The 26,166-nt window shown below is 63.2% G+C and carries 25 protein-coding genes; 20 read left to right on the top strand and 5 right to left on the bottom strand.

Translation table 11 applies throughout. The annotated features are described in order from the left end of the window. The first annotated feature begins 154 nt into the window (after positions 1-154). Positions 155-1,174 (top strand): zinc-dependent alcohol dehydrogenase family protein, encoded by a 1,020-nt coding sequence (locus AB4120_RS07010; RefSeq protein WP_149136262.1) that lies wholly within the window; start codon positions 155-157, stop codon positions 1,172-1,174. Here the strand turns inward: AB4120_RS07010 and AB4120_RS07005 are convergent. Beyond that, entirely contained in the window at positions 1,161-1,583 is a 423-nt protein-coding gene (locus AB4120_RS07005) for an Hsp20/alpha crystallin family protein (protein WP_441642073.1), read from the bottom strand. The two genes, AB4120_RS07010 and AB4120_RS07005, sit on opposite strands and share 14 nt — an antisense overlap. A 234-nt stretch (positions 1,584-1,817) precedes the next feature. Here AB4120_RS07005 and AB4120_RS07000 point away from each other — a divergent pair, with 234 nt between their 5' ends. The 13 genes from AB4120_RS07000 to AB4120_RS06940 all read left to right on the top strand — a co-directional run bounded on the left by AB4120_RS07000 (position 1,818) and on the right by AB4120_RS06940 (position 11,525). Then, positions 1,818-3,323 carry a thymidine phosphorylase family protein gene (locus AB4120_RS07000; RefSeq protein ID WP_441642110.1) on the top strand — a complete coding sequence of 502 codons (1,506 nt, stop codon included), beginning with the start codon at positions 1,818-1,820 and terminating at the stop codon, positions 3,321-3,323. A gap of 135 nt (positions 3,324-3,458) precedes the next feature. Then, positions 3,459-3,989: a flavodoxin family protein gene (locus AB4120_RS06995; RefSeq protein ID WP_149136264.1), complete on the top strand. Its 531-nt coding sequence runs from the start codon at positions 3,459-3,461 to the stop codon at positions 3,987-3,989. Positions 3,990-4,006: 17 nt separating this feature from the next. Beyond that, positions 4,007-4,447 (top strand): universal stress protein, encoded by a 441-nt coding sequence (locus AB4120_RS06990; RefSeq protein WP_149136265.1) that lies wholly within the window; start codon positions 4,007-4,009, stop codon positions 4,445-4,447. A gap of 100 nt (positions 4,448-4,547) precedes the next feature. Next, complete coding sequence (locus AB4120_RS06985) at positions 4,548-5,051, top strand: universal stress protein (RefSeq protein ID WP_149136266.1); 504 nt, start codon at positions 4,548-4,550, stop codon at positions 5,049-5,051. A gap of 110 nt (positions 5,052-5,161) precedes the next feature. After that, positions 5,162-5,497 carry an ArsR/SmtB family transcription factor gene (locus AB4120_RS06980; RefSeq protein WP_441642072.1) on the top strand — a complete coding sequence of 112 codons (336 nt, stop codon included), beginning with the start codon at positions 5,162-5,164 and terminating at the stop codon, positions 5,495-5,497. Then, positions 5,494-5,976, top strand: coding sequence for an ArsI/CadI family heavy metal resistance metalloenzyme (locus AB4120_RS06975; protein ID WP_441642071.1), 483 nt, complete (start codon positions 5,494-5,496; stop codon positions 5,974-5,976). The genes AB4120_RS06980 and AB4120_RS06975 overlap by 4 nt, the downstream gene beginning before the upstream one ends. Positions 5,977-5,985: 9 nt before the next feature. Continuing rightward, positions 5,986-6,480: an arsenate reductase ArsC gene (locus tag AB4120_RS06970; RefSeq protein ID WP_441642070.1), complete on the top strand. Its 495-nt coding sequence runs from the start codon at positions 5,986-5,988 to the stop codon at positions 6,478-6,480. A 42-nt stretch (positions 6,481-6,522) separates the two neighbouring features. Continuing rightward, positions 6,523-7,017 carry an arsenate reductase ArsC gene (locus AB4120_RS06965; RefSeq protein ID WP_149136270.1) on the top strand — a complete coding sequence of 165 codons (495 nt, stop codon included), beginning with the start codon at positions 6,523-6,525 and terminating at the stop codon, positions 7,015-7,017. Between the two features lie 3 nt (positions 7,018-7,020). Then, positions 7,021-8,097, top strand: a complete 1,077-nt coding sequence (gene arsB, locus AB4120_RS06960; RefSeq protein ID WP_149136271.1) for an ACR3 family arsenite efflux transporter — start codon at positions 7,021-7,023, stop codon at positions 8,095-8,097. A 9-nt stretch (positions 8,098-8,106) separates the two neighbouring features. Further along, the gene (gene arsC / locus AB4120_RS06955; protein WP_441642069.1) at positions 8,107-8,532 is read left to right on the top strand and encodes an arsenate reductase (glutaredoxin); all 426 of its coding nucleotides are present in this window, start codon (positions 8,107-8,109) and stop codon (positions 8,530-8,532) included. Continuing rightward, positions 8,529-9,293: an arsenical resistance protein ArsH gene (gene arsH, locus AB4120_RS06950; protein ID WP_149136273.1), complete on the top strand. Its 765-nt coding sequence runs from the start codon at positions 8,529-8,531 to the stop codon at positions 9,291-9,293. Before arsC ends, arsH begins: the two co-directional genes overlap by 4 nt. Positions 9,294-9,305: 12 nt before the next feature. Next, positions 9,306-10,511, top strand: a complete 1,206-nt coding sequence (locus tag AB4120_RS06945; protein WP_441642068.1) for an MFS transporter — start codon at positions 9,306-9,308, stop codon at positions 10,509-10,511. Positions 10,512-10,664: 153 nt separating this feature from the next. Beyond that, the gene (locus AB4120_RS06940) at positions 10,665-11,525 is read left to right on the top strand and encodes a transglutaminase-like domain-containing protein (RefSeq protein ID WP_441642067.1); all 861 of its coding nucleotides are present in this window, start codon (positions 10,665-10,667) and stop codon (positions 11,523-11,525) included. A 43-nt stretch (positions 11,526-11,568) separates the two neighbouring features. On the opposite strand, the gene AB4120_RS06935 is transcribed toward AB4120_RS06940, so the two are convergent. Both AB4120_RS06935 and AB4120_RS06930 read right to left on the bottom strand, forming a co-directional pair. Beyond that, the gene (locus AB4120_RS06935) at positions 11,569-11,976 is read right to left on the bottom strand and encodes a hypothetical protein (protein WP_262389624.1); all 408 of its coding nucleotides are present in this window, start codon (positions 11,974-11,976) and stop codon (positions 11,569-11,571) included. A gap of 114 nt (positions 11,977-12,090) precedes the next feature. Beyond that, positions 12,091-14,787, bottom strand: a complete 2,697-nt coding sequence (locus AB4120_RS06930; protein WP_441642066.1) for an excinuclease ABC subunit A — start codon at positions 14,785-14,787, stop codon at positions 12,091-12,093. A 659-nt stretch (positions 14,788-15,446) separates the two neighbouring features. Here AB4120_RS06930 and AB4120_RS06925 point away from each other — a divergent pair. Further along, a complete protein-coding gene (locus tag AB4120_RS06925; RefSeq protein ID WP_441642065.1) occupies positions 15,447-17,252 on the top strand; it encodes a kelch repeat-containing protein in 1,806 nt (601 codons plus the stop codon). A 64-nt stretch (positions 17,253-17,316) separates the two neighbouring features. Here the strand turns inward: AB4120_RS06925 and AB4120_RS06920 are convergent, their stop codons facing one another. Then, positions 17,317-17,499 carry a hypothetical protein gene (locus AB4120_RS06920; RefSeq protein WP_441642064.1) on the bottom strand — a complete coding sequence of 61 codons (183 nt, stop codon included), beginning with the start codon at positions 17,497-17,499 and terminating at the stop codon, positions 17,317-17,319. A gap of 272 nt (positions 17,500-17,771) precedes the next feature. Here AB4120_RS06920 and AB4120_RS06915 point away from each other — a divergent pair, with 272 nt between their 5' ends. Beyond that, the gene (locus AB4120_RS06915) at positions 17,772-18,266 is read left to right on the top strand and encodes a BCAM0308 family protein (protein ID WP_441642063.1); all 495 of its coding nucleotides are present in this window, start codon (positions 17,772-17,774) and stop codon (positions 18,264-18,266) included. Between the two features lie 48 nt (positions 18,267-18,314). On the opposite strand, the gene AB4120_RS06910 is transcribed toward AB4120_RS06915, so the two are convergent. Further along, on the bottom strand, positions 18,315-18,752 hold the full coding sequence (locus tag AB4120_RS06910; RefSeq protein ID WP_149136280.1) for a hypothetical protein: 438 nt from the start codon (positions 18,750-18,752) through the stop codon (positions 18,315-18,317). A gap of 404 nt (positions 18,753-19,156) precedes the next feature. Here AB4120_RS06910 and ppsA point away from each other — a divergent pair, with 404 nt between their 5' ends. The 4 genes from ppsA to AB4120_RS06890 are packed head-to-tail and all read left to right on the top strand — an operon-like array spanning position 19,157 to position 26,091. Further along, positions 19,157-21,574 (top strand): phosphoenolpyruvate synthase, encoded by a 2,418-nt coding sequence (gene ppsA / locus AB4120_RS06905; protein ID WP_441642062.1) that lies wholly within the window; start codon positions 19,157-19,159, stop codon positions 21,572-21,574. 15 nt (positions 21,575-21,589) lie between these two features. Beyond that, entirely contained in the window at positions 21,590-22,435 is an 846-nt protein-coding gene (locus AB4120_RS06900; protein ID WP_441642061.1) for a polysaccharide deacetylase family protein, read from the top strand. Between the two features lie 25 nt (positions 22,436-22,460). After that, complete coding sequence (locus AB4120_RS06895) at positions 22,461-23,735, top strand: putative glycoside hydrolase (protein WP_441642060.1); 1,275 nt, start codon at positions 22,461-22,463, stop codon at positions 23,733-23,735. A gap of 10 nt (positions 23,736-23,745) precedes the next feature. Beyond that, positions 23,746-26,091, top strand: a complete 2,346-nt coding sequence (locus AB4120_RS06890; protein WP_441642059.1) for an exo-beta-N-acetylmuramidase NamZ domain-containing protein — start codon at positions 23,746-23,748, stop codon at positions 26,089-26,091. Positions 26,092-26,166: the final 75 nt, after the last annotated feature.

Raw genomic sequence — 26,166 nt, 5'->3', positions numbered from 1 at the left:
TGCCTCTGGAATGTAGCCATTGGCCGCTACGCCGGGTTGCGCCAAGTCAAGCCCCCGGGTCTCCCGTCTCTCCCCCTTATGCCTCAGGGCCATCTAGTCTTGTGAATGGGCGGAAGCACGATGCGCCCGGCGGACGACGTGCGGGAGGTGGGCCATGCATGGCACGATGCGGGCGATGATCTTCGATGGCGGCAGCGCGCACCTGCGCGCGGCGCTTGTGCCGGTTCCGATGCCTGGACCGGCCGAAGTGCGGATTGCGGTATCCAGATGCGGCATTTGCCGTACTGACCTTCATGTCGTCGATGGCGAGCTGCCGCACCCAAAGCCGGCGCTGATACCAGGGCACGAAATCGTCGGAAGAGTCGATGTGTGTGGCGCCGGCGTCACCGGCCTGACACCTGGCGACCGGGTCGGCGTGCCGTGGCTGGCGCATACCTGTGGCCAGTGTCCCTACTGCCTCGCCGGCCTTGAAAACCTCTGTGACAAGCCCCTGTTCCACGGCTATACGCGCGACGGCGGCTACGCCGAGTACGTGATCGCCGACAGCCGGTACTGCTTTCCGATTCCGGCCGGATACGATGACGAGCATGCGGCGCCGTTGCTATGCGCCGGGCTGATCGGCTTCCGGACGCTGCGCATGGCCGGGGAAGCAGCCAGACGGATCGGCGTCTATGGCTTCGGCGCCGCGGCACATATCGTCACGCAGATTGCAGTCGCGCAGGGCCAGCAGATCTACGCCTTCACCCGGCCTGACGACGAGGCAGCAAAGCGCCTGGCACTGGAAGTCGGCGCGAGCTGGGTCGGATCGAGCGCGGACCCAGCGCCTGTAGCGCTCGATGCCGCGCTGATCTTCGCGCCTGTCGGCGCCCTGGTGCCCACCGCGCTTCGTGCCGTGCGCAAGGGTGGCACGGTGGTGTGCGGCGGCATTCACATGTCCGACATTCCCACCTTCCCCTATCGGCTGTTGTGGGAGGAACGACGGATTGTCTCGGTCGCCAACCTGACCCGCGAGGACGGCCACGAGCTGATGCGCGTCGCCGCCAACACGCCGCTGCGCACCCACACCACGTCCTACCCGCTCGAACGCGCGGAAGACGCCCTCTCCGACCTGCGTAGCGGGCGGCTTACCGGCGCGGCCGTGCTGGACATCGGATCGACGCTCAGCGGATGCTGATGGACTTCTGTGGCGTGGCCTCCCGCTTCGGCAGCACGAGGCGCAGCACGCCGTCCTGGTAGCTCGCATCGACCTTGCTCTCGTCGATGTTCGTGTCGAGCGTAAAAGCCCGCTGCATCGATCCGCTATAGCGTTCACGCCGGATCACCCGCTCGCCTTCCTTCTCCTCGCTGGCCTTCTCGATCCTGGCGGAGATCATGACCGTGCCACGCTCGACGGATACCTGAATGTCCTCCTTCTTGGCGCCCGGGATCTCGGCCACCACGGTATAGTCCTTGTCCGACTCGGTGACATCGACCTTGAATGCGAGGCCAGTGTCGGGCCCCCCCCGCAGTGCGCGAAACATGCCATGGAACATGTCGCCGATGGGTTCCATTGCAAACGGGTCGTACAGACGGATATTGCTCATGAAGATCTCCTTGATGGATGGCTCGCTGTAGCACGAACGACTTCATACTGGCAAAGACGACGGCATTGCCATTGCGCCAGATCAAGCCTGCGCCACCGTGCATTCTTATATTGGAGTCATGAAACCCCATGTAATCTCGCATGTCCCCATCCTCGCCATCCTGCTCGCGGATGCCGGCACCGTGACGTGGGCGTCCTGACCGTGAGCGAAGCGGTCAGTGAACCCGGCGCGCCGGTGGGATCGAGCCATGACGTGCTATTCAAGCCGCTTGGCATCGATACGTGGCGAGAGCATGTCGTGTACCTCCACCGCGATTGCGCCGTGTGTCATGCCGAAGGCTTTACGGCACAGACGCGGGTCACGGTCACCATAGGCCCGCGCAGTCTGGTCGCCACGCTGAATCTGGTGGGGTCGGCATTGCTCAGTCCCCTGCAGGTATCGTTGTCGACGAGCGCCTGCCACATCCTGCAAGCGCGGGAAGGCGACATCGTTCGCGTGTCTCATGGTCCAACGCTGGATTCGTTGCGCGGGGTGCGGGCAAAGGCCTATGGCCACCGCCTGGATCGCGCCCAACTCTGCGCGATCATGCATGACGTTGCGGCTGGCCGGTACGCCGACGTGCATATCGCCGCGTTCCTCACTGCCTGCGTCCACGCCAAGATGAATCTGCGCGAGACGGTGGATCTGACCCGGGCCATGGTGGAAACCGGCGAGACGCTGCATTGGGACAGGGCGATCATCGCTGACAAGCACTGCGTAGGCGGCCTGCCCGGCAACCGGACAACCCCAATCGTAGTCGCCATCGCCGCCGCGTCAGGCCTGATGATTCCGAAGACATCCTCCCGCGCGATTACCTCTCCCGCCGGCACGGCGGACATGATGGAGGTTCTCACACCCGTGGCGCTGAACGCCGGCCGCGTACGCGAAGTCGTGGCGGCAACCGGCGCCTCCCTCGTTTGGGGCGGCGCCCTGTCGCTCAGCCCCGCCGACGACGTATTGATCCAGGTAGCCCGCGCGCTGGAACTGGATAGCGATGCACAAATGGTGGCATCCATCCTGTCAAAGAAGATTGCCGCAGGCGCAACGCATGTGCTGATCGACGTTCCGGTGGGGCCCTCGGCCAAGATCCGGCAGGAAGCGGATCTGAACCGGTTGCGCAAGCTGATGGCCCACGTGGCGGCGGCATGCGGTATCCGCGTCCTGGTTGTCCGCACCGACGGCACCCAGCCCGTGGGCCGTGGCATCGGGCCGGCGCTGGAAGCCCGCGACGTTCTTGAAGTCCTGCAATGCAAGCCCGGCGCACCGCAGGACCTGCGCGCACGCAGTGTGATGCTTGCGGGGCTGCTGCTTGAATTCTGCGCGAGCTGCCCCGAAGGAGCCGGCCCGGCGCTGGCCGTCCGCGCATTGGACAGCGGCGCCGCCTGGAGAAAGTTCGAAGCCATCTGTGAGGCACAGGGAGGCTTGCGCGCGCCCGGCGAAGCGGTATTCCGGCAGGAAATGACTTCGCCACGCGACGGCATCGTGACGGAAATCGACTGTCGTCTTCTTGCCCGCACCGCCCGCCTTGCCGGCGCGCCGGAACGGCAGGTGGCCGGGATCGACATGAACGTACGCCTCGGGGACGCGGTTCGACGTGGTGACACGCTCTACACGCTGCACGCCCAGGCCTCCGGAGAGCTCGCCTACGCCGCCGCGTACGCCGCAAGCCACCCGGCGATCCAGATTGGCGAACCCCGCTGAAAACCGGATGTGCGCTGTTGACACAAGTCAAGGGTGCCGCCGAAGCAGCTTCTAGACTGATCATGCACTGGCGAGGTGCTGCCCTGTGACGAAGCTCCCCGTCATCGGTTCAGCAAGCCGGAAAAGGGGAATGTCATGCCTGATAACGTCATCGTCTACTACTCTCGCAGCGGGACTACGCGGCAGGTTGCCGAAGCGCTGGCGACGCAGACCGGTTGGCCGTTGGCCGAAATCCAGGACGTGCAAAGCCGTGCAGGGCTGATCGGCGATCTGCGCTGCGTGGTGGACAACCTGTTTCACCGGCGTCCGGCTTACCGCTACAACGGTCCGCGACTCGCCAACTGCCGCTCGGCGGTAGTGCTGGCGCCGGTGTGGATTCGCCATCTGGCCGCCCCGATGCGCAGCTTTCTCCACGATCAGATGCCATTCCCCGCAAGGCTTGCCGCCGTGTGCGTGATGGCGGCACGGGGTGGTTTCGATGCGGCCGCGGAGATCGCGCTGATCTGCGACAAACCGCCCCACCCAACGCTGGTGCTGTTGCAGCGCGATATCGCCAGCGGAGAGGCCTTCCAGGATCTTTCGGCATTTTCCAAGACCCTGCTCGAAGGCGAGAGGGAGACGGTCAGCAGTCCACGCCAGGCCTGGCTATCGCCAAACGAGGCATGACGTCCATGGAGACCAACATGAGCAATATCGTTCTCGCTACCGATGGTTCGGCCTACGCCGATGCCGCCGCGCGGAGTATCGTCCAGAAACGTCTCTTCAGGGATGACGTGACCGTCCATCTGGTGCATTGCACGCCCGACCTGTCCGGCGAGGTCAAGCAATTCGTCAGCCGCGACGACATTACGGCCTGGCATACCGACGAAAGCAATCGAGCAATGCAATCCACGCTCGATATCCTTCGCGCGGGCGCCGTTCCGGTGGAGACCCATGCACTGATAGGTTTCGCCCCCGAACGCATCGTGGCCGTGGCCAAGGAGGTCAACGCCATCGCCATCGTCATGGGCACGCATGGCCGTGGCGCCTTCCTGGACGCCATCATCGGGTCCGTGGCGGGGCGGGTCATCGCCCACGCGCCCTGCCCCGTCGTGCTTGTGAAAGCCACGGCAAGCGCAGCCTGAACTCGCCGGGCCTCAGACTCAACGGGACCATTGGCGCCTGGATGCTTCCACGCCGAAGTTTCATTCCACCAGGGCGCTACGGCCCGAGAGGAGGTTCACCATGTATCAAAGGATCCTGGTCGCCATCGACGACAGCCATTGCGCACGCGCGGCGCTGACGGAGGCCATTCACCTGGCGGCGTCCTGCAAGGCCCAACTGGAGATCACGCATGTGATCGACTACGGCTTCCTGCAGCACGAACTCGGCCAAGGGGAGCTAAGCACCCGGCGGCCGCAGCTCGCGGCGGCCGGGAACACGCTCTTGTCCCGGGCGGGGGCCATCGCCAAGGCGGCCGATGTGCCATACACCACGACGCTCGTCGACGAGATGTCCGTGCTGGGGGATATCGCAGCGGAAGTGCGCAAGATCGCTGCCGCGTGCGGCGCGCAGATCATCGTCGTGGGCACCCATGGGCGTCGTGGGATTCGGCGCCTGCTTGTTGGCAGCGTGGCGGAGAGCCTGGCACGCGAGTGTTCCGTGCCCGTGCTGCTTGTGCGCGAACCGGTTCGGCCGGAAGGCGAGGTCTCCGGCCCTGCACCGGAGGTCACAGAAGCCGCAACCTAGCCACAACTTGGCCGCTGGCCGCGCTCGACGATGTCGGGCGCGGCCGAGCGAGCCGGGTAACTACACGGCGCGCGGTTGCACAATTTCCATATTTCGACTACATTCGAAACATGGAAACAGATAACGCACTGGGCGCGCTCGCCGCCCTCGCCCACGCAATACGCCTGGCAGTGTTCCGCCTGCTCGTGCAGGCCGGGCCGGCGGGGCTGCCGGCCGGCCGCATCGCCGACCTCATGGTTATGCCGGCGTCCTCCCTCTCCTTCCATTTGAAGGAACTGCACCGTGCCGGCCTGCTCACCAGCCGCCAGGACGGGCGATCAATCATTTACATGGCGCGCTTCGAAACAATGAACGCGTTGATTGGCTATCTCACAGAGAACTGCTGCGGCGGAAACCTGTGCTCGCCGCTCGCCGGCTGTTCCGTGACCTCGGAGTCTCAATCATGAAGCGCTTCCACGTGCATGTGAGCGTGGCCGACCTCTCGGCCAGCATCCGTTATTACTCCGCGCTCTTCGCCGCCGAGCCGAGCGTCGTCAAGGACGACTATGCGAAATGGATGCTTGAAGACCCGCGGGTGAACTTCGCAATTTCGGCGCACGGTGGGGAACCGGGTGTCGACCACCTCGGATTCCAGACCGACGACGCTGACGAACTCGCCGAGTTGAAGTCGCGGGCTGAGGCCGCAGACATGGCGCGGCTCGATGAAGGAGAGACAACCTGCTGCTACGCCCGCAGCGACAAGTATTGGCTGACCGACCCACAGGGGATCGCCTGGGAGCACTTCCATACGCTCGGCACGGTGCCGGTGTATGGGGAATCCCGCCAGACCGACGCTGCGCCCGTCGAATCCGCATGCTGCGCCCCACGAGCGCCCAAGGGAAAGCCCATTGGCGTTGCAGTGACCTCCAAATCGTCTTGCTGCTAAAGGCCGGTCATGAGCGAAAAGATCTACAACGTCCTGTTCATCTGTACCGGCAATTCGGCCAGGTCGATCCTCTCCGAAGGGCTGATGAACCATCTAGGCCAAGGCCGATTCCGCGCCTACTCGGCCGGCAGCCATCCGACCGGCGTGGTCAATCCGCTGGCACTGGCGGCGCTCGCGCGGCACGGAATGGATACCGCCAGCTTTCGCAGCAAAAGCTGGGACGAGTTCTCGCAAGACGGCGCCCCGCCGCTCGATTTCGTCTTTACCGTATGTGACAAGGCAGCCGGAGAGATGTGCCCCATCTGGCCGGGCCAACCGATGACCGCCCACTGGGGGGTGCCCGATCCCGCTGCATGCGAAGGTTCCGTCGCACAAAAGCAGCAAGCCATCAACGACGCCACCATCGCGTTGAAGCGCCGCATCGAGCTGTTCCTTTCCTTGCCGCTGCCGAAACTTGACACCGTCGCGCTTCAAAAAGCCGTGCGGGACATCGGAAAGAGCTGACGCCTCTCCCCCGCCCCGCCCTTGTTTCTTTCTCGCCGCCCCATGACCACCAACGTCCTGATTCTCTGTACCCATAATTCCGCGCGCAGCGTGCTGAGCGAAGGCATGCTGAACCATCTTGCCAGGCAATTTGGCCGGGATGTGCGCGCCTACAGCGCCGGCAGCTCGCCGAGCGGCCGCATCAACCCTTTTGCCATCGACGTCCTGCGCGAGGCCGGTGTCGACGTGAACGACTTCCGCAGCAAGAACTGGGATGAGTTCGTCGCAGACGGGGCACCCAAGATGCGCGTCGTCATTACGGTCTGCGATAGCGCCGCCGAAGAGGAGTGCCCCTACTGGCCTGGCAGCCCTGTGAAGATTCACTGGGGCTACCCCGACCCCTCGAACACGGACGGCGGGGACGACAAGAAGCGACTCGCGTTCGAACTGACCCGGCAGGCCATCGCCTACCGGATGCTGCAATTGCTGCTCTTGCCGATTGAAGATATGAGCGATGCGGAACTGCAAGAGACGCTCCAGCGTCTGGCCGGGAGCTGAGCGATGTCGAGCCAGAACATCGCTGCTTCGAACCAAACTGCCAGCAAACCGGCCATTGGATTCTTCGAGCGCTACCTCACTGTCTGGGTCGCGTTGTGTATCGTCGTCGGCATTGCGCTGGGACAGATCATGCCGGACGTGTTCCAGGCCATCGGCCGTATGGAGTACGCGCAGGTCAACCTGCCCGTTGGCTTCCTGATCTGGGTGATGATCATCCCCATGTTGCTAAAGATCGATTTTGCGGCGTTGGGCCAGGTGAAATCACATTGGCGCGGCATCGGCGTGACCTTGTTCATCAACTGGGCGGTCAAGCCATTTTCGATGGCACTGCTGGGCTGGCTCTTCGTGCGACATCTGTTCGCGCCGCTGCTGCCCGCCGATCAACTCGACAGCTACGTCGCCGGGTTGATCCTGCTGGCCGCCGCGCCCTGCACGGCCATGGTGTTCGTCTGGAGCCAGCTCTGCAAGGGCGACCCGTATTTCACGCTGTCGCAGGTGGCGCTGAACGATGCGATCATGGTCGTGGCGTTCGCCCCAGTCGTGGCGCTGCTGCTTGGCCTCTCGTCGATCACGGTGCCCTGGGACACCTTGCTGACTTCGGTCGCGCTGTACATCATCGTGCCGGTCATCCTCTCGCAATTGCTGCGCAAGGTGCTACTCACGCGTGGCGCGGCGCATTTCCAGCGCGTCACCCATGCACTCGGCCCCTACTCCATCTCCGCACTGCTGCTCACGCTAGTCCTGCTTTTCGCCTTCCAGGGCAAGGCGATCATCGACCAGCCACTCGTGATTGCACTGCTGGCGGTGCCGATCCTGATCCAGGTTTTTCTGAATTCAGGTCTGGCATACCTGCTGAACCGCAAGCTTGGCGTCGCCCACTGCGTGGCAGGCCCGTCGAGCCTGATCGGGGCGAGCAACTTCTTCGAACTGGCGGTGGCCACCGCAATCAGCCTGTTCGGCTTCCAATCGGGGGCCGCGCTGGCAACCGTGGTCGGAGTGCTGATCGAGGTGCCTGTCATGCTGTTGGTCGTCAACATCGTCAATCGCTCACAGCACTGGTACGAGGCCAAGGCTCAATAAGGAATCTCGATGTCTGTCACGATCTACCATAACCCGGCATGCGGCACGTCGCGCAACACGCTGGCCATGATCCGCAACGCCGGGATCGAGCCGGAAGTCATCGAGTATCTGCACGCCCCGCCTTCGCGCGCGCAGTTGCAAAAGATGATTGCCGACGCAGGCCTGACGGTGCGCGAAGCCATCCGGGAGAAAGGCACGCCTTACGCGGAACTGGGGCTTGGCGACCCGGCGCTCACGGACGCTCAGTTGCTTGACGCCATGCTCGCCCATCCCATCCTGATTAATCGGCCGTTCGTCATCACTGAACAGGGCGTGCGGCTGTGCCGCCCCTCCGAACTGGTACTCGATATCCTGCCGTTGCCGCAGCTAGGCGCATTTACCAAGGAGGATGGCGAAGTCGTCATCGATGCGCAGGGCCGGAGGGTGATGCGATGACAGCGTCGTTGCCGAACATCGTCCCCGCCGTCCTCGATATCCCCGACCAGCACAAGCTGGAGCCGGCACGCGTCAGCACGCATCCGCCGCGCATCCTGCTGCTTTATGGCTCGCTGCGGGAAACGTCCTACAGCCGGTTGCTGACGCTGGAAGCCGAACGCATCCTGCAGCACTTCGGCGCCGAGACGCGCGTGTTCGATCCACGCGGACTACCGGTGACCGACAGCGTGCCGGCCGACCATCCCAAGGTCGCGGAGCTGCGCAAGCTGTCCGAATGGTCCGAGGGCCAGGTCTGGTGCAGCCCGGAGCGTCACGGCACGTTGACTGCCGTCTTCAAGAACCAGATCGACTGGCTGCCGCTCGAGAGTGCCGGCATTCGGCCCACGCAAGGCCGCACGCTGGCGGTCATGCAGGTTTGCGGCGGCTCACAATCGTTCAATGCGGTCAACGCGTTGCGCGTGCTGGGCCGCTGGATGCGCATGGTGACGATCCCGAACCAATCGTCCGTGGCCAAGGCTTACCAGGAATTCGATGCATCTGGCCGGATGAAGCCCTCTTCTTACTACGACAGGGTTGTCGATGTGATGGAGGAGTTGTACAAGTTCACGCTCCTGGTTCGTGACCGGTCCGACTACCTGACCGACCGCTACAGTGAGCGCAAGGAGGCCGCCCCAGCGCGCGCCGCGGCACTTGCCGCCGCCGCAATGGATCACGAGCGGACCGCGGCGTCCGCGGACACCGACGACGGCGAAGTCGAGTAGGTAGGACAGAGCATGTCGCAATCGCCGAATGGCAGCCTCGTGGCCCGCCTGGGTGCCGCGCAAACACTCGCGTGGGCGTCCTCCTACTACCTGGTGGCGATGCTGGCGGTGCCCATGGCGCGCGACACTGGCGTGTCCGTGCCCACGGTCTTCGCGGCATTCAGCGCGGCACTGGTCGTCTCCGCACTACTCGGCCCCTATGCGGGGCGGCTGATCGACCGACTGGGTGGACGGCCGGTGTTGATGGCTACAAGCCTCGTGTTCGCGGCGGGACTGGCCGGCCTCGGACTTGCCCGGGAAGTGGTTGGCCTGTTCGCTGCCTGGCTTGTGCTCGGCATCGGCATGGGCAGCGGCCTCTATGAAGCGGCTTTCGCCACCCTGGTGCGCCTGTACGGCACGCGCTCGCGCAATGCCATCACTGGCATCACGCTGATTGCTGGCTTCGCCAGCACGGTGGGGTGGCCCCTCTCCTCCTATCTCGAAAGCCACCACGGCTGGCGCGTTGCCTGCTTCGTATGGGCGGCGCTGCACTTGACGCTGGGCCTCTTGCTCAATGCGAGCCTGCCGCGTGCCGACGAAGAACCGGCATCGCCAATCATCCGACAGACCGCGCAGCCCGACGGTATTGATCTGGACGGCCCGACGCCCGACCCGATGGCGACCTACGTGCTGGCCTTCGTGTTCGCCGCGACATGGTTCATCAGCACGGCAATGGCCGCGCATCTGCCACGATTGTTGCAGGCGGGCGGCGCGACCCTGGCGACAGCGGTGGTGGTCGGTGCGCTCATCGGCCCTTCGCAAGTGGGTGCGCGCCTGCTCGAGTTCGGCCTGCTGCGCAAAGTTCATCCGCTGCTGTCGGCGCGGCTTGCCGCTTCCCTCCATCCAATAGGCGCGGCGGTCTTCGTCATTGTCGGCGCGCCGGCAGCCACGCTGTTTGGCGTGCTGCACGGCGCGGGCAACGGTATCCTGACCATTGCCAAGGGAACCCTGCCACTTGTGATTTTCGGCCCCCATGGCTATGGCCATCGCCAGGGCTTGCTGATGGTGCCCGCACGCATCGCCCAGGCGCTGGCACCCTGGCTGTTTGGCATCTGCATCGATCTTTGGGGCGCACAGGCGCTGTGGCTATCGGGCGGGCTAGGACTTGCCGCCACCGGGGCGCTGTTCGCCATTCGCGTTCGTTCTGCGACGGCCGAGCCCGCGGAAAGCCTGGCTTAGGCGCGTCCTCTCATGGTGATCAAGGGCCTGGCCCAACAAATGTGAGCGGCCGTACAACAGGCGCCTCTGCATAGCAGTACACTCCTATTGCCATCGCCGTCCCGATTCGCTACAGACGGCGATCCCAGCCCCCCCTTCGGCGCAAGGTCAACGATGAACCGCATCCGGTACCTGGTGAACCTGTCCTATGAGATCCTCGATCCCACAGCGGACTTTCTGTTGCGTATCGAAGCGGCGAGGACGGGACGGCAGTCGATCGTGTCCGAACACCTCGCGATCACGCCGGAGATGCCCGCCACACGCTACACGGATCCTGTCCTGTGCAACCGCCTGCTGCGGATTCGGGCGAACAAGGGCCTCCTGGCCATCCGGTATGAGACCGTGGTGGAGATCGACCATCGGCTCGACGATGGAAAATCGATCAGGCAGGTCCCGGTCGCCGAACTGCCTTTTGAGGTACTTCCCTTTCTGACGCCGAGCCGCTATTGCGAATCCGACCGGCTGATGGAATTCGCGATGCGCGAGTTTGGCGGCATGCGCCCTGGCTACCCGCGCGTATATGCAATCAGGGAATGGGTGCGCAACCACATCCGTTTTCTCTCGCACTCGACCAATGAGCGGACGTCTGCGACCGATACGATCGTGGAGCGGACCGGGGTGTGCAGGGATTTCGCCCACCTGATGATCGCCATCTGCCGCGCACTGAGCATTCCGGCCCGGATTTCCAGCAGCCTGGACTATGGCGCGGATCCGGCAATGGGGCCGCCGGATTTCCACGCGGTGGTGGAGGTGTACCTGTCGGGAGGCTGGTACGTGCTTGATCCCTCGGGGGTGTCGATTCCAACTGGCCTGCCGCGCATCGGCACCGGCCGGGATGCCGCCGACGTTCCCTTTGCGGCGATATTTGGGAAGGTTCAGTCGGAACGTCCCTATATCGAAATCGAGGCATTGACCGATCCTGCCGCCGGCATTGACATGCCACTCGCCACGACCCACGCCATTTCGACCTGGTGACCAGTGGGCGCGCACTTACCCAGCGACACGGGGGGGGCTGTGCTTAGACGGGCGAGTGCCGCCGCGCTGGTCGCCTTGCCATATTGCCTCCGCCGACGGGCTTCAGTTCCCCCTCCCATGGCAACGCGTCGAGATCGAGCACATGATCGCCGTCGGCGGTCTTGTGGTAAAGCTGGTCGCGCAAGACCTGGCCAATGGCAATGCGGCATAGCCGTTCGCTGGTCTGGTCGGTCACAGGCTGGAGATCGCTGTCGGGGCTTCGCACCGCAAAGGAACGTCTTCCGGTGCCCACAAAGCTCGTGAATTGCACACCCGTTGGGTGGTTGCCATCCCGGAAACTGACCGCCACATGGTAGGCAAGGTGCTCAACGTCGGCCGCTAGTGTGCAGAGGAAGCTGAAAGGAGAAGTGGCGCCGTGCATACTTGTATCGCCCTTATAGGAGAAAGTCATGAATTTTGCGACTGCCTCTGACTTTACTCCTTCCCCCCAACTCGCGGCGGAACTATTTCTCCGCACCGAATATTCCCCCTCGCTCCCGGACACGCCGCCGCAACAATAAGCGTGCTACGCGGCAGGCGGCCCCGATCGCCCTAACGCCTTTGCCAGATATTCGCCGGTGCGGCTCGTCGCCACGCTGGCGATCTCCGGGGGACGGCCGCAGGCCACGACGCGGCCGCCCTGCTCTCCCGCGCCGGGGCCCATGTCGATCACCCAGTCCGCCTGGGCCACGACACGCATGTCGTGCTCGACCACGACCACGGTGTTGCCCGCATCCACCAATTCCTGAAGTTGCACGAGCAGGCGGTCCACATCGGCGGGATGCAGTCCGTTGGTGGGCTCGTCCAGCACGTAGAGGGTGTCTCCGCGCTGGGCGCGCTGCAGCTCGGTGGCCAGCTTGATCCGCTGCGCCTCACCGCCGGACAGTTCAGTCGCTGGCTGCCCCAGGCGAAGGTACCCCAATCCGATGTCCCGCAGCGCCTTCAGCGATCGCATCACCGGCGGCTCATCCGCAAAGACTTCGCATGCCGTATCGACGGTCAGGTCGAGGATCTCGGCAATATTCCTGCCCTGCCAGGTAATCTCCAGCGTCTGCGCCTGATAGCGCGTGCCGTGACAGGCGGTACACGGCGCATACACGCTCGGCAGGAACAGCAGCTCCACGCTGACGAAGCCCTCGCCTTCGCAGGTCGGGCAACGGCCCTGGGCCACGTTGAAGGAGAAGCGTCCAGGCGTATAGCGTCGCCTGCGGGCCGCAGGAGTGTCGGCAAACAGCTTGCGCACATGATCGAACAAGCCGGTATAGGTGGCGAGATTCGATCGCGGCGTCCGGCCAATCGGCTTCTGGTCGACGCGCACCAGCCGGCGCACCGCCGCCGTGTCACCCGCCACGCGCCCCGTAATCGGCGCATCCGTCACCGCGAACAGTGGATCGCGTTCCTCGTCGGCGTCGCTATCGTTCGTGCGGCCAAGATGCCGGTTCACCAGTTCCGGCAGGGCCTGGCTGATCAGGCTCGATTTCCCCGATCCCGAGACGCCCGTCACGGCCACGAAGCAACCCAGCGGTATCGCCGCATCAATCTTATGCAGATTGTTGCGAGAAACATGCACCAGCTTGAGCCAGCCAGCCGGGTCGCGAGGCGATCGCGCGGCCAGCTGTTGCTCGCCAAACAGATACGCGGCAGTACGCGACGCCTGCACTGCGGCGAGCCCGTCAATCGGCCCGCTGTAGAGCACGTGGCCGCCGCCCTCGCCGGCGGCGGGCCCGACGTCTACGATCCAGTCCGCGCTAAGCATGGTCTGCGTGTCATGTTCGACGACGAACAGCGAGTTGCCAGCCGCCTTCAATCGTCGCAACGCCACCAGCAGCGCTTCGCCATCTGCCGGATGCAGCCCTGCCGAGGGCTCGTCGAGCACATAGACCACACCGAACAGCTGAGAAGACAGCTGCGTGGCCAGCCGCAGCCGTTGCAATTCGCCCGATGAGAGCGTCGGCGTGCTGCGGTCCAGCGACAGATAGCCCAGTCCGAGATCGATGAGCGTGGAAATCCGCTCCATCAACTCTTCCGCGATGCGCTGCGCGGCCAGCCGCTTTTCGTCGGAGAGGTTGGGCGTGCGCCGCACGTCAGGCGCGGCTTTGTGCGCAGATCCCCCAGCTGCCACGCGCCGCGCCGTGGCGGCGCGCATCGTCTTCGTGCTCAGCACCGCGCCGGAGGCTGCCTTCTGGCTCGCCCACTCGCCGTGCGCAATCGGCCGCATGATCTCCGCCACACGGGCAAGCGGAAGGTTCGCGAACTCGCCGATATCCATGCCCGCGAACGTCACCGATAATGCCTCCTTCTTGAGCCGCTTGCCGTGACAGGCCGGGCATTCGCGTCCGATCATGTATTGCGAGACGCGCTTCTTCATCAGCGGGCTCTGCGTCGTGGCGAAGGTCTGCAAGACATAGCGACGGGCGCCCGTGAACGTGCCCTGGTAGCTGGGCTCCAGCTTGCGCTTGAGCGCGGCGCGCACCTCCTTGGGCGTGAAGCCTGCGTAGACCGGCACCGTGGGCTGTTCCTCGGTGAACAGAATCCAGTCACGATCCTTCTTCGGTAGCTCGCGCCACGGCTTGTCTACGTCGTAGCCGAGCGTGACGAGGATGTCGCGCAGGTTCTGCCCGTGCCATGCGGGCGGCCACGCCGCGATGGCGCGCTCGCGTATCGACAAGGAGTCGTCGGGCACCATCGTCTGCTCGGTCACATCGTAGATGCGTCCCAGACCATGGCAAGTGGGGCAGGCGCCCTCCACCGTGTTCGGCGAAAAATCCTCCGCATACAGCATCGGCTGCCGGGCCGGATAGGTGCCCGCGCGCGAATAGAGCATACGGACAAGGCTCCCCAGCGTCGCGACGCTAGCCACGGTGGAGCGTGCATTCGGCGTGCCGCGCTGCTGCTGCAGAGCGACGGCGGGCGGCAGCCCTTCAATCGCATCCACCTCCGGCACACCCACCTGTTCGATCAGCCGCCTGGCATAGGGGGCCACCGACTCGAAGTAGCGGCGCTGCGCTTCCGCGTACAGCGTGCCGAACGCCAGGGACGACTTGCCGGACCCCGAGACGCCGGTAAATACCACCAGCGCGTTGCGCGGGATATCGACATCCACGTTCTTGAGGTTGTGCTCGCGCGCGCCGCGCACGCGGACGAAGTTGTCGGGCACGCCAGCGCGCGCAGCCGGCAATGAGTCGTCAGGTGTCAATGGGTGCTGGCGGTCTTCATCCTTCATGCGAATTGGCCTGGACTCGATGGGGGCAGTACTCGTTTCGCTCGTTCGGCACCGTCGGTCTTGCAAAAATTCCCGACAGAATCTACGTGCTTTCAGCTTATTCGCACGCCGGCAGCCGACGCGCGGTCCGTCGCGTCTTCCGCACGCACGCCTCCCTGAAAAGCAGCGTGCCGACCGTCCCAAGCACGCAGCAAACGTGCCAATACACCAAGGTGGGGAGGATTCAGCGAAAAGTGCACAATATGTCACTACTGACCAAGGAGACGCGCCGGAAACGCCGACGTCAACCCGGCGACAAGCAACCGTTGCCGCGTTCACCGCCTTGGGCTTGTCCCCAGAACTGGGGATGCGCAGACCCTGCACGCACTGCTAAAGTCGCGCACGCGCCAAAGATCAGCGCACGCCCATCTTCGCCCATATGGCAGGACGGTACGTTTCCATAGATTCGGGTCCTGTTCATGTCTCATTGCTCTGTCGGGGGCGCCCCCGCTGTCGGCTTCGTCTCGCCACTCACCACCAAGTACGCATCGCTGACACGTCGCACGCCATCGCGACACCCCGCGATCTTCTGGACCCTTCTGCTGGTCCTGACGTGCCTGCTGCTAGGCTGCAGCGATGAGGACCCGGCGCTTCAACCGCCTGCCGGTCTGATGTACGGTATGACGTCGGCGACCTACCAGGTCGGGAATCCGATTGTGGCAAACCGCCCCACCGCGAGCGGCGGAGCCGTCGACCGCTACACGATTGTCCCCGCACTGCCCACAGGCCTCTCGCTTGACGCGGATTCCGGCGCAATCACCGGCACGCCAACCGCAGAAAGCGTCTCGGCCGTCTATACGGTCACCGCGCAGAATAAGGCCGGCAGCGCCACCGCGCGCCTGGAGATCGAAGTGCGCAGCGTGGGCGCGGCCCCGGTCATGCTGAGTTACCGGGAAGCCGCGGTCACCTACACCGCCGGTCAGCCCATCACCGCCAACGCGCCGACCAGCAGCGGGGGCCCGATTGCGGCCTACAGCGTCACGCCCGCGCTCCCGGCGGGTCTCTCGCTCGATGCCCAGACAGGCATCATCAGCGGCACGCCGACCACCACGACACCCACCGCGACATACACCGTTACCGGCAGCAACGTGACCGGATCAACCACCGCGACGCTGCAGATCACGGTACAACCCGCCGCGGTTGCGCCCGCAAGCCTGTCTTACCCAGCGGCCAGCGTACTGTATGTCACGACCGAGCCCATTACCCCGAACACGCCTGCGGCAACGGGCGGTGCAATCGCAAGCTTCACGATATCGCCGGCGCTGCCTGCAGGGTTGAGCCTCAACGCCACCACAGGGGTCATCAGTGGCACGCCCACCGCGATCCAGTCGTCGGTCACCTATACGATCGTCGGCAGCAACGCGGCAGGCAGCGTGCAGGCACAGGTGCAGATTGTGGTGACGGCGCGAGGCACCTGGAGCGCAGCCAGCCCCGCGCCGATGCCGTTGCCTGTGCACTACTTCACGGCCACGCGGCTCACCGACGGGCGCGTGCTCGTCGCCGGCGGCTACGGCGCTGGCGGCATCACCAATACCGCATGGTTATACGATCCCATTGCCAATACGTGGCTGCCCACCGGCGCGATGGCCACGGTGCGGGCCGGCCATACCGCCACGTTGCTGCCCAATGGCAGCGTTCTTGTGGCGGGCGGCCAGACCAGTTTCTCAACCGAGACCGCTGCCGTGGAAGTCTACGATCCCGTCACGGAGACATGGATCGCCGTCGGTAACATGACCGAAGAGCGCGAGAATCATACTGCGACGCTGCTCGCAAATGGCAAGGTGCTGGTTGCGGGGGGCTATAACCACTCTGGCGGCGGCGTCACGTTCACGGCGAGCATGGACGTGTTCGACCCCGCCGCCAACACCTGGACCCGGATGCCCACTTCGCTGGCCACACCGCGCGCCCAGCATGCCGCCGCACTGCTGCCCGACGGCAACCTGCTCTTGATTGGCGGCACGAGCAAGCTGGGTCCATTGAATACCGCCGAGCGCGTTGCGATCGACGGCAGCGGCACGACGCTCGAGGCGTCGCCAGTAGTCGGCAATGTGACCGTCGCCACGACGTTGCCGGACGGCACCATCCTCGCCTGCGGCGACGGCTCGGCCAATGCCTATCGTTACACGCCGGCCACGTCCAACTGGACTGCAAGCACCATGCTCGGGTGGCGTTTGATCCCGACAATCACCCTGCTGCCGGACGGACGCGCCCTGGTGGCCGGCGGCATCATCATGGGCGGCGGTGGTGTGCGCACGAACTCGGCCGAGATCTACAACCCGGACACCAATAGCTGGACTGCGGCCGCTTCGATGACCGCTGGCCGCAACGCTGCACAAGCGGTGGTGCTTACCGACGGGACCGTACTCATGATGGGCGGTTTCAGCGGCACCGGCGAGGTGGCCACCGTCGAGCAATATCAGCCTTAGAGAATGGCACCGCACGAGCGGTCGCGGGTGCTCCAGCATTCGTCAATTGCCGCGAGGTGCTCCATCAACTCTTGTGGAGCACGCCTCTAAGTAACTGTTCAATCGCTCCGAATCGACTGTTCAGTAGTTCGGTCTGCATCTTGAGGGCGTCAATTAGCAGGGAAATCTCCGGGTGACCCGTATTTTGGGCTTTTGTCGACAGCTCATCAAATACCGGCCACAACTGTTGGATCTGATTCGGTTCCACGGCAAGTCTCCTTGTGCAATACGGTGCCGTTCAACGCTGCACAACCACAGCGCCAATCCGGCTAAGCGGGCGCGACAGGAAAAACGCCTGTCCTGATCAGTCTATGCTGGTTCGACAATCCCACTCATATCAATTGAGACGACCGTGAAGCTCAACGCAGCGCATGTATCGTCGCGCACGCTCAGCGAGGGACCTGAGGATTGATCGAGGTCAAGGGGGACAGGCAGCGCGGGACTAGAGTAGTTTCTATACGACATCCGAGGGGAACGCACATGAAGTCCCACACTAGGCCTTTTAAGGCAGGTAGCCAAGAAAAGATATTCCCGGAGCATGAAAACGATGCATACAAGCTGAAAGGCAAATTGCGCGACCCCTCAGTGTGCTCTACCTGCGAGGCGGTTTATCAGGACGCACGGTGGCAATGGTCGCCCCGCCCCCCGAGCGCGGAGGAAGTCGTCTGCCCCGCCTGTCATCGGATTGCCGATCGTGAGCCTGCAGGTTTTCTGAATATCGAGGGTGAATTTGCGCCACAACATCGGGAGGAATTGGTCCAACTGCTTCGCCAGCATGAGGCGCGCGCGCGCGCAACGCACGTGATGCAACGCATCATGGCCATCGAAGACGATTCTGGGAAGATGATCGTGACGACGACTGACATTCATCTTGCCCGGGATTTGGGTGAAGCGCTCAAGGCGGCCTTCCATGGCTCGCTGGAGTTGAAATACAGTAAGGAGGACAACTTACTGCGTGCCTATTGGCGACGTTAAGGGAGAAAGACGACAAGCCGTCTGATATCGAAGACTCACCCGTCTTCCTTACGACGGGTAAGTCAGCGAGTGCTTGGTCGCCTGCGTTTCACTGGCCTTTTTGTAGGCATCAATCCACACTGCAAGTTGCGGGTGTATATAAAAATCGAGAACGTCTCCTACGTTGATCGAAAGCGGGTGGCGGCCCAGGATCATGGCCAGTGATATAAGCGGGATCTGAAAAGGTGCCAGATCGGTCGGGTCTACCAACAAACCATTGGGAGCGTGGCTGACGGTGAGCATGTCCGTCACTCTGTCACGGCCGCTCACCACCAGTGCCTCCATACTACCGAGAAGCGGCTTGTCCTGAATCTCAGGCGACACTGGATAGATGCTGACGGTGCCAGCACTGATCCGGTGTTCTTTGTGCCAAATGGACAATGCCCAGGTTTCAGTCGGATTCTCTCCCCAAATCTCTAGGGTGCCCTCATCAATCTGCGCCTTCATGGTTCTCTCCATACGCAATGTGCAGCAGCACGGCGGGCGGATGACACACAAGCAAATGGGTCCGCGTATGCATTATTGGCGCCACTCGGAGATCGAGCTTGAGGCAAGTCAACGTCGGGATAGTTGCCCTGCACGGATTCCGGCGTGCGCTGCGGAGCCCCGTCACACCTTGATCCGCGGCGCCCGGGGCCATGCTCTCTTCAGCGCACAGCGCTGCCGTCGTTAAAGCGTACGGCTGGGGCTTTTGCGTTGGATCAAGCTGCGGTTCCATTTCACCACTAGTTTGAATCAGTCTGCCGCTCCCTCGCGCTGTTCAGTATTCCTTACGGCCTGCCGGGGTATTACCGTGACAAACGAATCCTGGCTTCCCCGCGCCAGCATCATCTACCGAGCAGGAGCTGCACATGCCCAACGAACATACGCAGGTTGTGTGGTTCGAAGAACTACGGCGAACCGATGTTCCCCGCGTCGGAGGTAAGAACGCATCGCTGGGTGAGATGATGGCCAACTTAGCGCCCCGAGGGGTGATAGTTCCATCAGGGTTCGCAGTCACGGCGTATGCCTACTGGCGCTTCGTCGATGCCAATAACCTGCGGGAGCCGGTGTCCAGGATGCTCAGCAAACTTGCTGAAGGCAAGGCGTCCCTTGCCACGGCCGGAGCGGCCATTCGTCAGCTCATTCTTGACGGCGAATGGCCCAAAGATACGGCTGAAGCGATCTGTATGGCCTATGCCGAGCTGAACCGGAGGACTGGCAGGGCAAATATGGACGTCGCCGTGCGCTCAAGCGCTACCGCCGAGGACTTACCGGATGCGAGTTTCGCCGGTCAACAGGAAACCTTCCTCAATGTCCGGGGTGATCGCGCACTCCTTGACGCATGCCTGCGCTGCTACGCGTCGCTGTTCACCGACCGTGCAATCAGCTACAGGCAGGCCAAGGGTTTCGATCATCTGAAGGTTGCTTTGTCGGTCGGCGTTCAGCGCATGGTGCGATCGGACCTAAGCGGCGCCGGTGTGATGTTCTCGATCGACACGGAGACCGGCTTCAACAAGGTGGTCCTGATCAACGCCGCTTGGGGTCTGGGTGAGAGTGTTGTCCAGGGCACCGTGGATCCGGACGAGTACGAGGTGTTTAAGCCACTTCTTTCGAACCCGTCTCTCGCGCCAATCATCGGGAAGAAGCTCGGCAACAAGCGTCGCAAAATGATCTACACGCGGGATGACCGCGCCCCGACGAAGTACGTCGCTACCGCGAGGGCGGAACGTGCGTCCTTTGTATTGGGAGATCAGGAGATTCTTACCTTGTCGCGCTGGGCCTGCACCATTGAAGACCACTATGGCCAGCCCATGGACATTGAATGGGCGAAGGACGGTGAGAGCGGAGAAATTTTCATCGTCCAGGCCAGACCAGAGACGGTCCAGTCGCGACGCGAGGCAAGCGCGGTGAAAAGCTATCGCATCAAGAAGGCCGGCCGCAAGCTGGCGTCGGGCGTGAGCATCGGGGATGCCATCGCGGCGAGCGTCGTTTGCGTCATCGAAAGCCCACGCGAGATGGGGCGCTTCGTCGACGGCGCCATCCTCGTGACCCAAGCTACGGACCCCGACTGGGTGCCCGTCATGCGGCGCGCGGCGGCTATTGTCACCGATCAGGGTGGCCGCACCTCGCATGCAGCCATAGTCAGCCGCGAGCTTGGGCTTCCGGCAATCGTCGGCACAGGCAATGCAACCCTCCTGCTGCACGACGAGCAAGAGGTGACCGTGTCGTGCGCTGAGGGCCGGGAGGGCTTTGTCTACGAAGGCACCGCTGACTATGAAGTCGAGGAAATCGATTTTGGCAGTATCCCGGCAACGCGTACCAAGGTCATGTTGAACCTGGCCAACCCGGCGGCAGCTTTCCGCTGGTGGCGGATCCCGGCCGATGGTATCGGGCTGGCGCGGATGGAGTTCGTGATCAGCAATCACATCAAAATCCACCCAATGGCGCTGGTGCGCTACGACACGCTAAAAGACGCCGAGGCCAAGCAGACAATTGCCGGCCTGACAGCCGGATACGAAGACAAGACCGAGTACTTTGTGGACCGGCTCGCGCGCGGACTGGGGAGGATTGCCGCTCTCCAGTATCCCCATCCGGTCGTGGTCCGCATGAGCGACTTCAAGACCAACGAGTACGCTCATCTGATCGGCGGCGAGGAGTTCGAGCCGCGGGAGGAGAACCCGATGCTTGGATTCCGTGGCGCGTCACGCTACTACTCTCCCCGCTATCAGGAGGGATTCGCGCTGGAATGCAAGGCGATCTGCCGCCTGCGCAAGGAGATGGGGTTTACCAATGTGATCGTCATGATTCCGTTCTGTCGCTCGGCGAAAGAGGCGGACCGCGTACTTGCGGTGATGGCGGAGAACGACCTCGTGCGCGGCGAAGACGGCCTGCACGTATATGTCATGTGCGAGATTCCGGCAAACGTCATCCTGGCGAGCGAGTTCGCCAAGCGATTCGATGGCTTTTCAATCGGCAGCAACGACCTGACTCAGCTCACCCTCGGCGTGGATCGCGATTCGGCGATGCTCGCAGAGCTATTCGACGAGCAGGACGACGCGGTGAAATGGATGATCCGCAGTGTCATTGCAGAGGCGCACAAGGCGGGCGCCGATGTCGGCTTGTGCGGCCAGGTGCCTAGCGACCACCCAGAGTTCGCCGGGTTTCTTGTCGAAAACGGTATCGACTCGATGTCGGTGAGTCCCGACAGCTTTATCGCCGTCAAGCACCATGTCGCCGCCGCCGAACAGGTGAGATCCGGGATCGCGTCGCCGCCGCAGCCAGGATGATAGGCGCCTGTGTCCATGCTCGATCCTCCTTTCCCATTTCTCTTAATAAGAAGACGCCTCGCCGTGCCGGTTGGCATCGCACTTTGCATGGCGTTCGGTCCCGCGCTCGCGGTCAGCATTACCGGGACAGACGAAGAAGCAGTATCGCCTCAATCGGTTCCGGTGCTCGTCTACCATCGCTTCGCCGCCACTGCGGAAGACTCCATGACGGTGCGCGTCGACAATTTCCGCACGCATTTGCGTGCAGTCGAGGACGCGGGCTTTCACGTTGTACCACTTACCGCGTTGCTGGCATGGCAACGCGGCGCCGCTCGAACCTTGCCGGCGCGCGCCGTGGTCATCACGGTGGACGACGACCATCGCTCCGTCTATCACGTGCTATGGCCCTTGCTGCGTGCCATTCAGCCCACCATGCCCATCACCCTTTTTATCTATCCTTCGGCGATATCGAATGCAGCATACGCGATGACATGGGACGACCTGCGCACGTTGGGTCGGGACAGTGCTATCGCGATAGAGTCTCATACGTACTGGCACCCCAACTTCCACACGGAACGTGGGCGGCACGATGCGGCCGGGTACCGGGCGTTCGTGCTGGACCAGCTTGCCCGGGCGCGCGTACGGATCCAGTCCGAAACAGGCGCAGAGGCCACCATTCTGGCGTGGCCGTTCGGCATCCATGACCGGGAACTTGAAGCGCTCGCAGCAGAAGCCGGCCACACTGCGGCGTTTACCCTGGACGCCCGCCCTGTCACGCGCCAGGACAGGGTCATGGCGCTACCGCGCTACCTGATAACGGATTCCTGCAACCAGTCCTGCATCCGGCAGATCCTGATCCGCTCGGAGACAACTGATGATTGACGCGTTACGCCGTTGCAGAATGTGGATGGCCCTCCCGACGATAGTCATCGCGGCAATCCTCTCTTCACCAGCTGGTGCGCAGGTGACGACGATCGTCCAAAGCGCCACATCGCACGATCCCATAGCAGGCGCCATCATTTCGCAGGGCGCTTACGAAGTTCGCACCGAAGCGGATGGTCGCTTCACACTGCCTTCCCATGTCGGTTGCAACCATGCGCCGGTCAACATCCGCGCGCCCGGCTATTGGCGCACTTCCGTGAGATTTGATTGCGAACGGACCGACTTCCCACTCGTGCAGTTGCAACCCCTGCGCCCGAAGGCCGTCTACTTGTCTGTCTATGGCATTGCGAGTCAGATATTGCGCGAAGACGTGTTGAGACTCCAACACCAGACTGCCATCAATGCATTGGTTATCGACGTCAAGGGCGATCGCGGCCTGACGCCCTACCCCAGTGCAGCACGCCGGAATGTCGGAGCCGAAGCGCACGCGCCCACCGCACCACCCAGAGTTCCGGATCTCCCTGCTCTCCTCAAGGAGCTGCACCGTCGCGGACTGTATCTGATCGCGCGAATTGTTGTATTCAAGGACGACCCCTTGGCGACTGCCCATCCGGAATGGGCGGTGCGTAATGCCAAAGGCGCGCCGTGGCGCGACCGGGAAACACTGCAATGGATCGATCCCACTATCCGCGCCGCATGGTCGCATCAACTCGACCTGGCAGAAGAAGCGGCCCAGCTAGGCTTTGACGAAATTCAGTTCGATTACTTGCGTTTCCCAGACGCGTTCGGATTGCGCTTCAGCCAAGCGAATACCGAGGTGAACCGCGTGCGCGCCATTACGGACTTTCTTACCGAAGCACGCGCGCGCCTAAGGCCTTACAACGTCTTCCTCTCGGTCGATATCTTCGGCTACGTATGCTGGAATCAGGATGACACGGCGATCGGCCAGAGGATCGAGATGCTCGTTCCGACAGTGGACTATATTGCACCGATGCTCTACCCCTCTGGCTTTACGTGGGGCCTGCCCGGGTGCGAACGGCCTACCGAACACCCATCCGAAATTGTCCGCCGATCGCTCGCAGAGGCCAAGCGCCGCACAGGCCTGCCGGGCGTCCGGTTTCGCCCCTGGCTGCAGGCATTTCGCGACTATGCCTTCGACAGGCGCGAGTTCGACGCCAACGCCATCCGCGAACAAGTCGACGCCGCAGATGCAGCCGAGACCGACGGATGGATGTTATGGAACCCCCGGAACCGGTACGATCCGGCGACCCTGCCGCATCCGTTGCCCGAGCACCGGTAACAACGACCTCATGAAGCTGCCCCTGATCGCTGCACGCTGTCTCGCAGCCGGATCCCTCTTCGTCAGCATCGCAGCCGGGGCAGCGTCTTTGCCCCCCGAGGTGGCAAAGACGTTGGACGCCGTTCTGGCAACCGAGGTCGCGGCCGGTCATCTCACAGGCGCTGTCGTGTTTGTAGGCGATGCCGAAGGCATTTTGTATCGTGGCGTGATGGGGGACCGGATCACAGGCACGCAACCCGTACCGATGTCCGCAGATACGATCTTCGACTTGGCGTCGGTTACGAAGCCTGTGGCAACGGCCACCGCTGTTCTGCAGTTGGTCGAACGAGGGAAATTGGCGCTAGACCGTCCCGTTGCCGCCTACTGGGCCGCATTTGGACGCCATGGAAAACAGTCGATTACATTGCGCCAGCTGCTCACCCACACATCCGGTCTCGCACCCGGCGTCTCGTCGAGACGGGCGCTACGGAGTCGAGCGGCGGTCCTGCAAGATATCCTCGCCATGTCAGCCAAGGATGCCCCGGGCGAGCGTGTTGTTTATAGTGACATCAACTACGTTGTGCTCGGCGAGATCGTCGAGCGCGCCAGCGGCGTACCACTCGATGTGTGGTGCGAGATAAACATATTCGCGCCCCTTGGCATGTCGCGTACCGGCTTTCGCCCGGACCCTCGCGATACCGCGCCCACGGCATGGCGAGATGGCAAGCTTCTGGCGGGCACCGTCCATGACCCGATCGCTGATGCGCTGGGGGGAGTGTCCGGAAACGCCGGCCTCTTCTCCACGGCGGACAATTTGGCGCGCTACGCCACCATGTTGCTCCGCGGCGGTGTGGCGTCGGGCACCGAGACACGCATCCTGTCGCCTGAGAGCGTGAATCTCATGTCGACGCCCGCCACGCTGGACAGCGGGGGGCCTGTTCGCTCGGTGGGTTGGAGTGTCGAGCCACCGCTTATTGCGAACCGGTACCGGACAGCCCCGGCGGGTACCCTCTCCCACCTTGGCTATACAGGCACAGGTCTCTGGATCGACCTCGTCACCAAACGTTTCATCGTGATCCTGTCCAGCCGCCTCTACCCCGCACAGGCGGGCGACGCCACGGTGCTACGTGCAAATATACTCGGCGCAATCTCAAGTACCTCGCCTCCGATGACGGCCAGGGCCATCGCGGCAGCCGTGCCGTCCATGGCTGCCGCGGTGGGGCGAGCACTGCAACTTCCCCAGTCCCGCGGCCCGGTGGAGAACGGGATCGATGTCCTGGAGGGCATGCAATTCGCACCCCTTGAAGGCCGACGCATCGCACTGATCACAAACCGAAGCGGCTTCGATGCCCAAGGCAGACGCACACTCGATGTGCTGGCCAGCGCGCCAAGCCTGAAGCTGGTGCGTATCTTCGCGCCGGAACACGGGCTTGACACCGACCTGGATGTGAAATTCGGCGACTCCCCAGATGAGCGCACTGGCCTGCCGGTGCGCAGCCTGTACACGGGCGAATGGGGCATTCCAAAGGGCGATCTCGCTGACATGGACGCTGTGGTGTTCGATATTCAAGATGCCGGCGTGCGATTCTTCACATACATTGCCATCCTTGGTCAGGCGCTGGAGTCTGCCTCCGCCGCAAGGATCCCGATATTCATCCTCGACCGCCCGAACCCCATGGGCGCGCGGCATGCGAGCGGCCCGGTCTCCGATCCGGGCCCAACCGTGCTAACGGCATACCACCCGCTGGCACTCGCTCACGGCATGACCGTTGGCGAGCTTGCGCGCATGTTCAACACAGAACGCGGAATCGGCGCGGATCTCCATGTCGTGCGCATGCGGGGATACGACAGAAGCATGTCATTCGCTGATACGGGCCTCGGATGGGTGCCCCCGTCGCCAAACTTGCGCGATGCGGAAGCATTGGCTTGGTATCCCGATATCGGCCTGATAGAAGGTGGGGCGATCAGCGTGGGGCGTGGAACGCCTACTCCATTTTCAGTTGTCGGGGCGCCGTGGCTCCGCCCCGAGTTGCTCTCGGCGCAACTGACGCGGTTGCGCGCTTCAGTAAACTTCACGCCCGTTCACTTTGTCCCCACGGAAGGGCCTTATGCAGGCAAGCTCTGTGCCGGCCTTCGTTTCACACGCCCCGGCACCGGCGTCCCCTCCAAGCCCGGACAACTTGGTCTTGCGTTGGCTATCGCGTTAGCGGCCGTCGACCCCGTCCGCTTCCGCCTTGAAGCGCTACGCACCTCTGTTGGCTCCGACGTCATCTGGCAAATGCTCAAGCATGGTCGATCGTTGACAGAGGTCTTCGCGACGGTGGACGAGCAAGTGGCGGCGTTCGAGAGTCGACGGGCCGCCTATTTGATCTATTGAATTGGATCGCGTGTCGGGGCGAAGGCGGCCCGCTGCGCCTTTGATGCACATCAAGTCAGAGCGCTAGTTGCGAGC

This window comes from Cupriavidus sp. 2KB_3 (assembly GCF_052115685.1).
Taxonomy (GTDB): domain Bacteria; phylum Pseudomonadota; class Gammaproteobacteria; order Burkholderiales; family Burkholderiaceae; genus Cupriavidus; species Cupriavidus campinensis.
The sequence above is the reverse complement of the archived record's forward strand: the minus strand, read 5'-3'. Positions and strand labels throughout refer to the sequence as shown.

Excerpts from the sequence above, each read along its gene's own strand:
- AB4120_RS06925 (WP_441642065.1), top strand. The coding sequence starts at position 15,447 with ATGACGTCGGCGACCTACCAGGTCGGGAATCCGATTGTGGCAAACCGC.
- AB4120_RS06910 (WP_149136280.1), bottom strand. The coding sequence starts at position 18,752 with ATGAAGGCGCAGATTGATGAGGGCACCCTAGAGATTTGGGGAGAGAAT.
- AB4120_RS06970 (WP_441642070.1), top strand. The coding sequence starts at position 5,986 with ATGAGCGAAAAGATCTACAACGTCCTGTTCATCTGTACCGGCAATTCG.
- AB4120_RS06990 (WP_149136265.1), top strand. The coding sequence starts at position 4,007 with ATGAGCAATATCGTTCTCGCTACCGATGGTTCGGCCTACGCCGATGCC.
- AB4120_RS06975 (WP_441642071.1), top strand. The coding sequence starts at position 5,494 with ATGAAGCGCTTCCACGTGCATGTGAGCGTGGCCGACCTCTCGGCCAGC.
- arsC (WP_441642069.1), top strand. The coding sequence starts at position 8,107 with ATGTCTGTCACGATCTACCATAACCCGGCATGCGGCACGTCGCGCAAC.
- AB4120_RS06930 (WP_441642066.1), bottom strand. The coding sequence starts at position 14,787 with ATGAAGGATGAAGACCGCCAGCACCCATTGACACCTGACGACTCATTG.
- AB4120_RS07010 (WP_149136262.1), top strand. The coding sequence starts at position 155 with ATGCATGGCACGATGCGGGCGATGATCTTCGATGGCGGCAGCGCGCAC.
- AB4120_RS06965 (WP_149136270.1), top strand. The coding sequence starts at position 6,523 with ATGACCACCAACGTCCTGATTCTCTGTACCCATAATTCCGCGCGCAGC.
- AB4120_RS06890 (WP_441642059.1), top strand. The coding sequence starts at position 23,746 with ATGAAGCTGCCCCTGATCGCTGCACGCTGTCTCGCAGCCGGATCCCTC.
- AB4120_RS06900 (WP_441642061.1), top strand. The coding sequence starts at position 21,590 with ATGCTCGATCCTCCTTTCCCATTTCTCTTAATAAGAAGACGCCTCGCC.
- AB4120_RS06915 (WP_441642063.1), top strand. The coding sequence starts at position 17,772 with ATGAAGTCCCACACTAGGCCTTTTAAGGCAGGTAGCCAAGAAAAGATA.
- AB4120_RS06895 (WP_441642060.1), top strand. The coding sequence starts at position 22,461 with ATGGCCCTCCCGACGATAGTCATCGCGGCAATCCTCTCTTCACCAGCT.
- AB4120_RS06935 (WP_262389624.1), bottom strand. The coding sequence starts at position 11,976 with ATGACTTTCTCCTATAAGGGCGATACAAGTATGCACGGCGCCACTTCT.
- AB4120_RS06940 (WP_441642067.1), top strand. The coding sequence starts at position 10,665 with ATGAACCGCATCCGGTACCTGGTGAACCTGTCCTATGAGATCCTCGAT.
- arsB (WP_149136271.1), top strand. The coding sequence starts at position 7,021 with ATGTCGAGCCAGAACATCGCTGCTTCGAACCAAACTGCCAGCAAACCG.
- AB4120_RS06995 (WP_149136264.1), top strand. The coding sequence starts at position 3,459 with ATGCCTGATAACGTCATCGTCTACTACTCTCGCAGCGGGACTACGCGG.
- arsH (WP_149136273.1), top strand. The coding sequence starts at position 8,529 with ATGACAGCGTCGTTGCCGAACATCGTCCCCGCCGTCCTCGATATCCCC.
- AB4120_RS07005 (WP_441642073.1), bottom strand. The coding sequence starts at position 1,583 with ATGAGCAATATCCGTCTGTACGACCCGTTTGCAATGGAACCCATCGGC.
- AB4120_RS06980 (WP_441642072.1), top strand. The coding sequence starts at position 5,162 with ATGGAAACAGATAACGCACTGGGCGCGCTCGCCGCCCTCGCCCACGCA.
- AB4120_RS06985 (WP_149136266.1), top strand. The coding sequence starts at position 4,548 with ATGTATCAAAGGATCCTGGTCGCCATCGACGACAGCCATTGCGCACGC.
- AB4120_RS06945 (WP_441642068.1), top strand. The coding sequence starts at position 9,306 with ATGTCGCAATCGCCGAATGGCAGCCTCGTGGCCCGCCTGGGTGCCGCG.
- ppsA (WP_441642062.1), top strand. The coding sequence starts at position 19,157 with ATGCCCAACGAACATACGCAGGTTGTGTGGTTCGAAGAACTACGGCGA.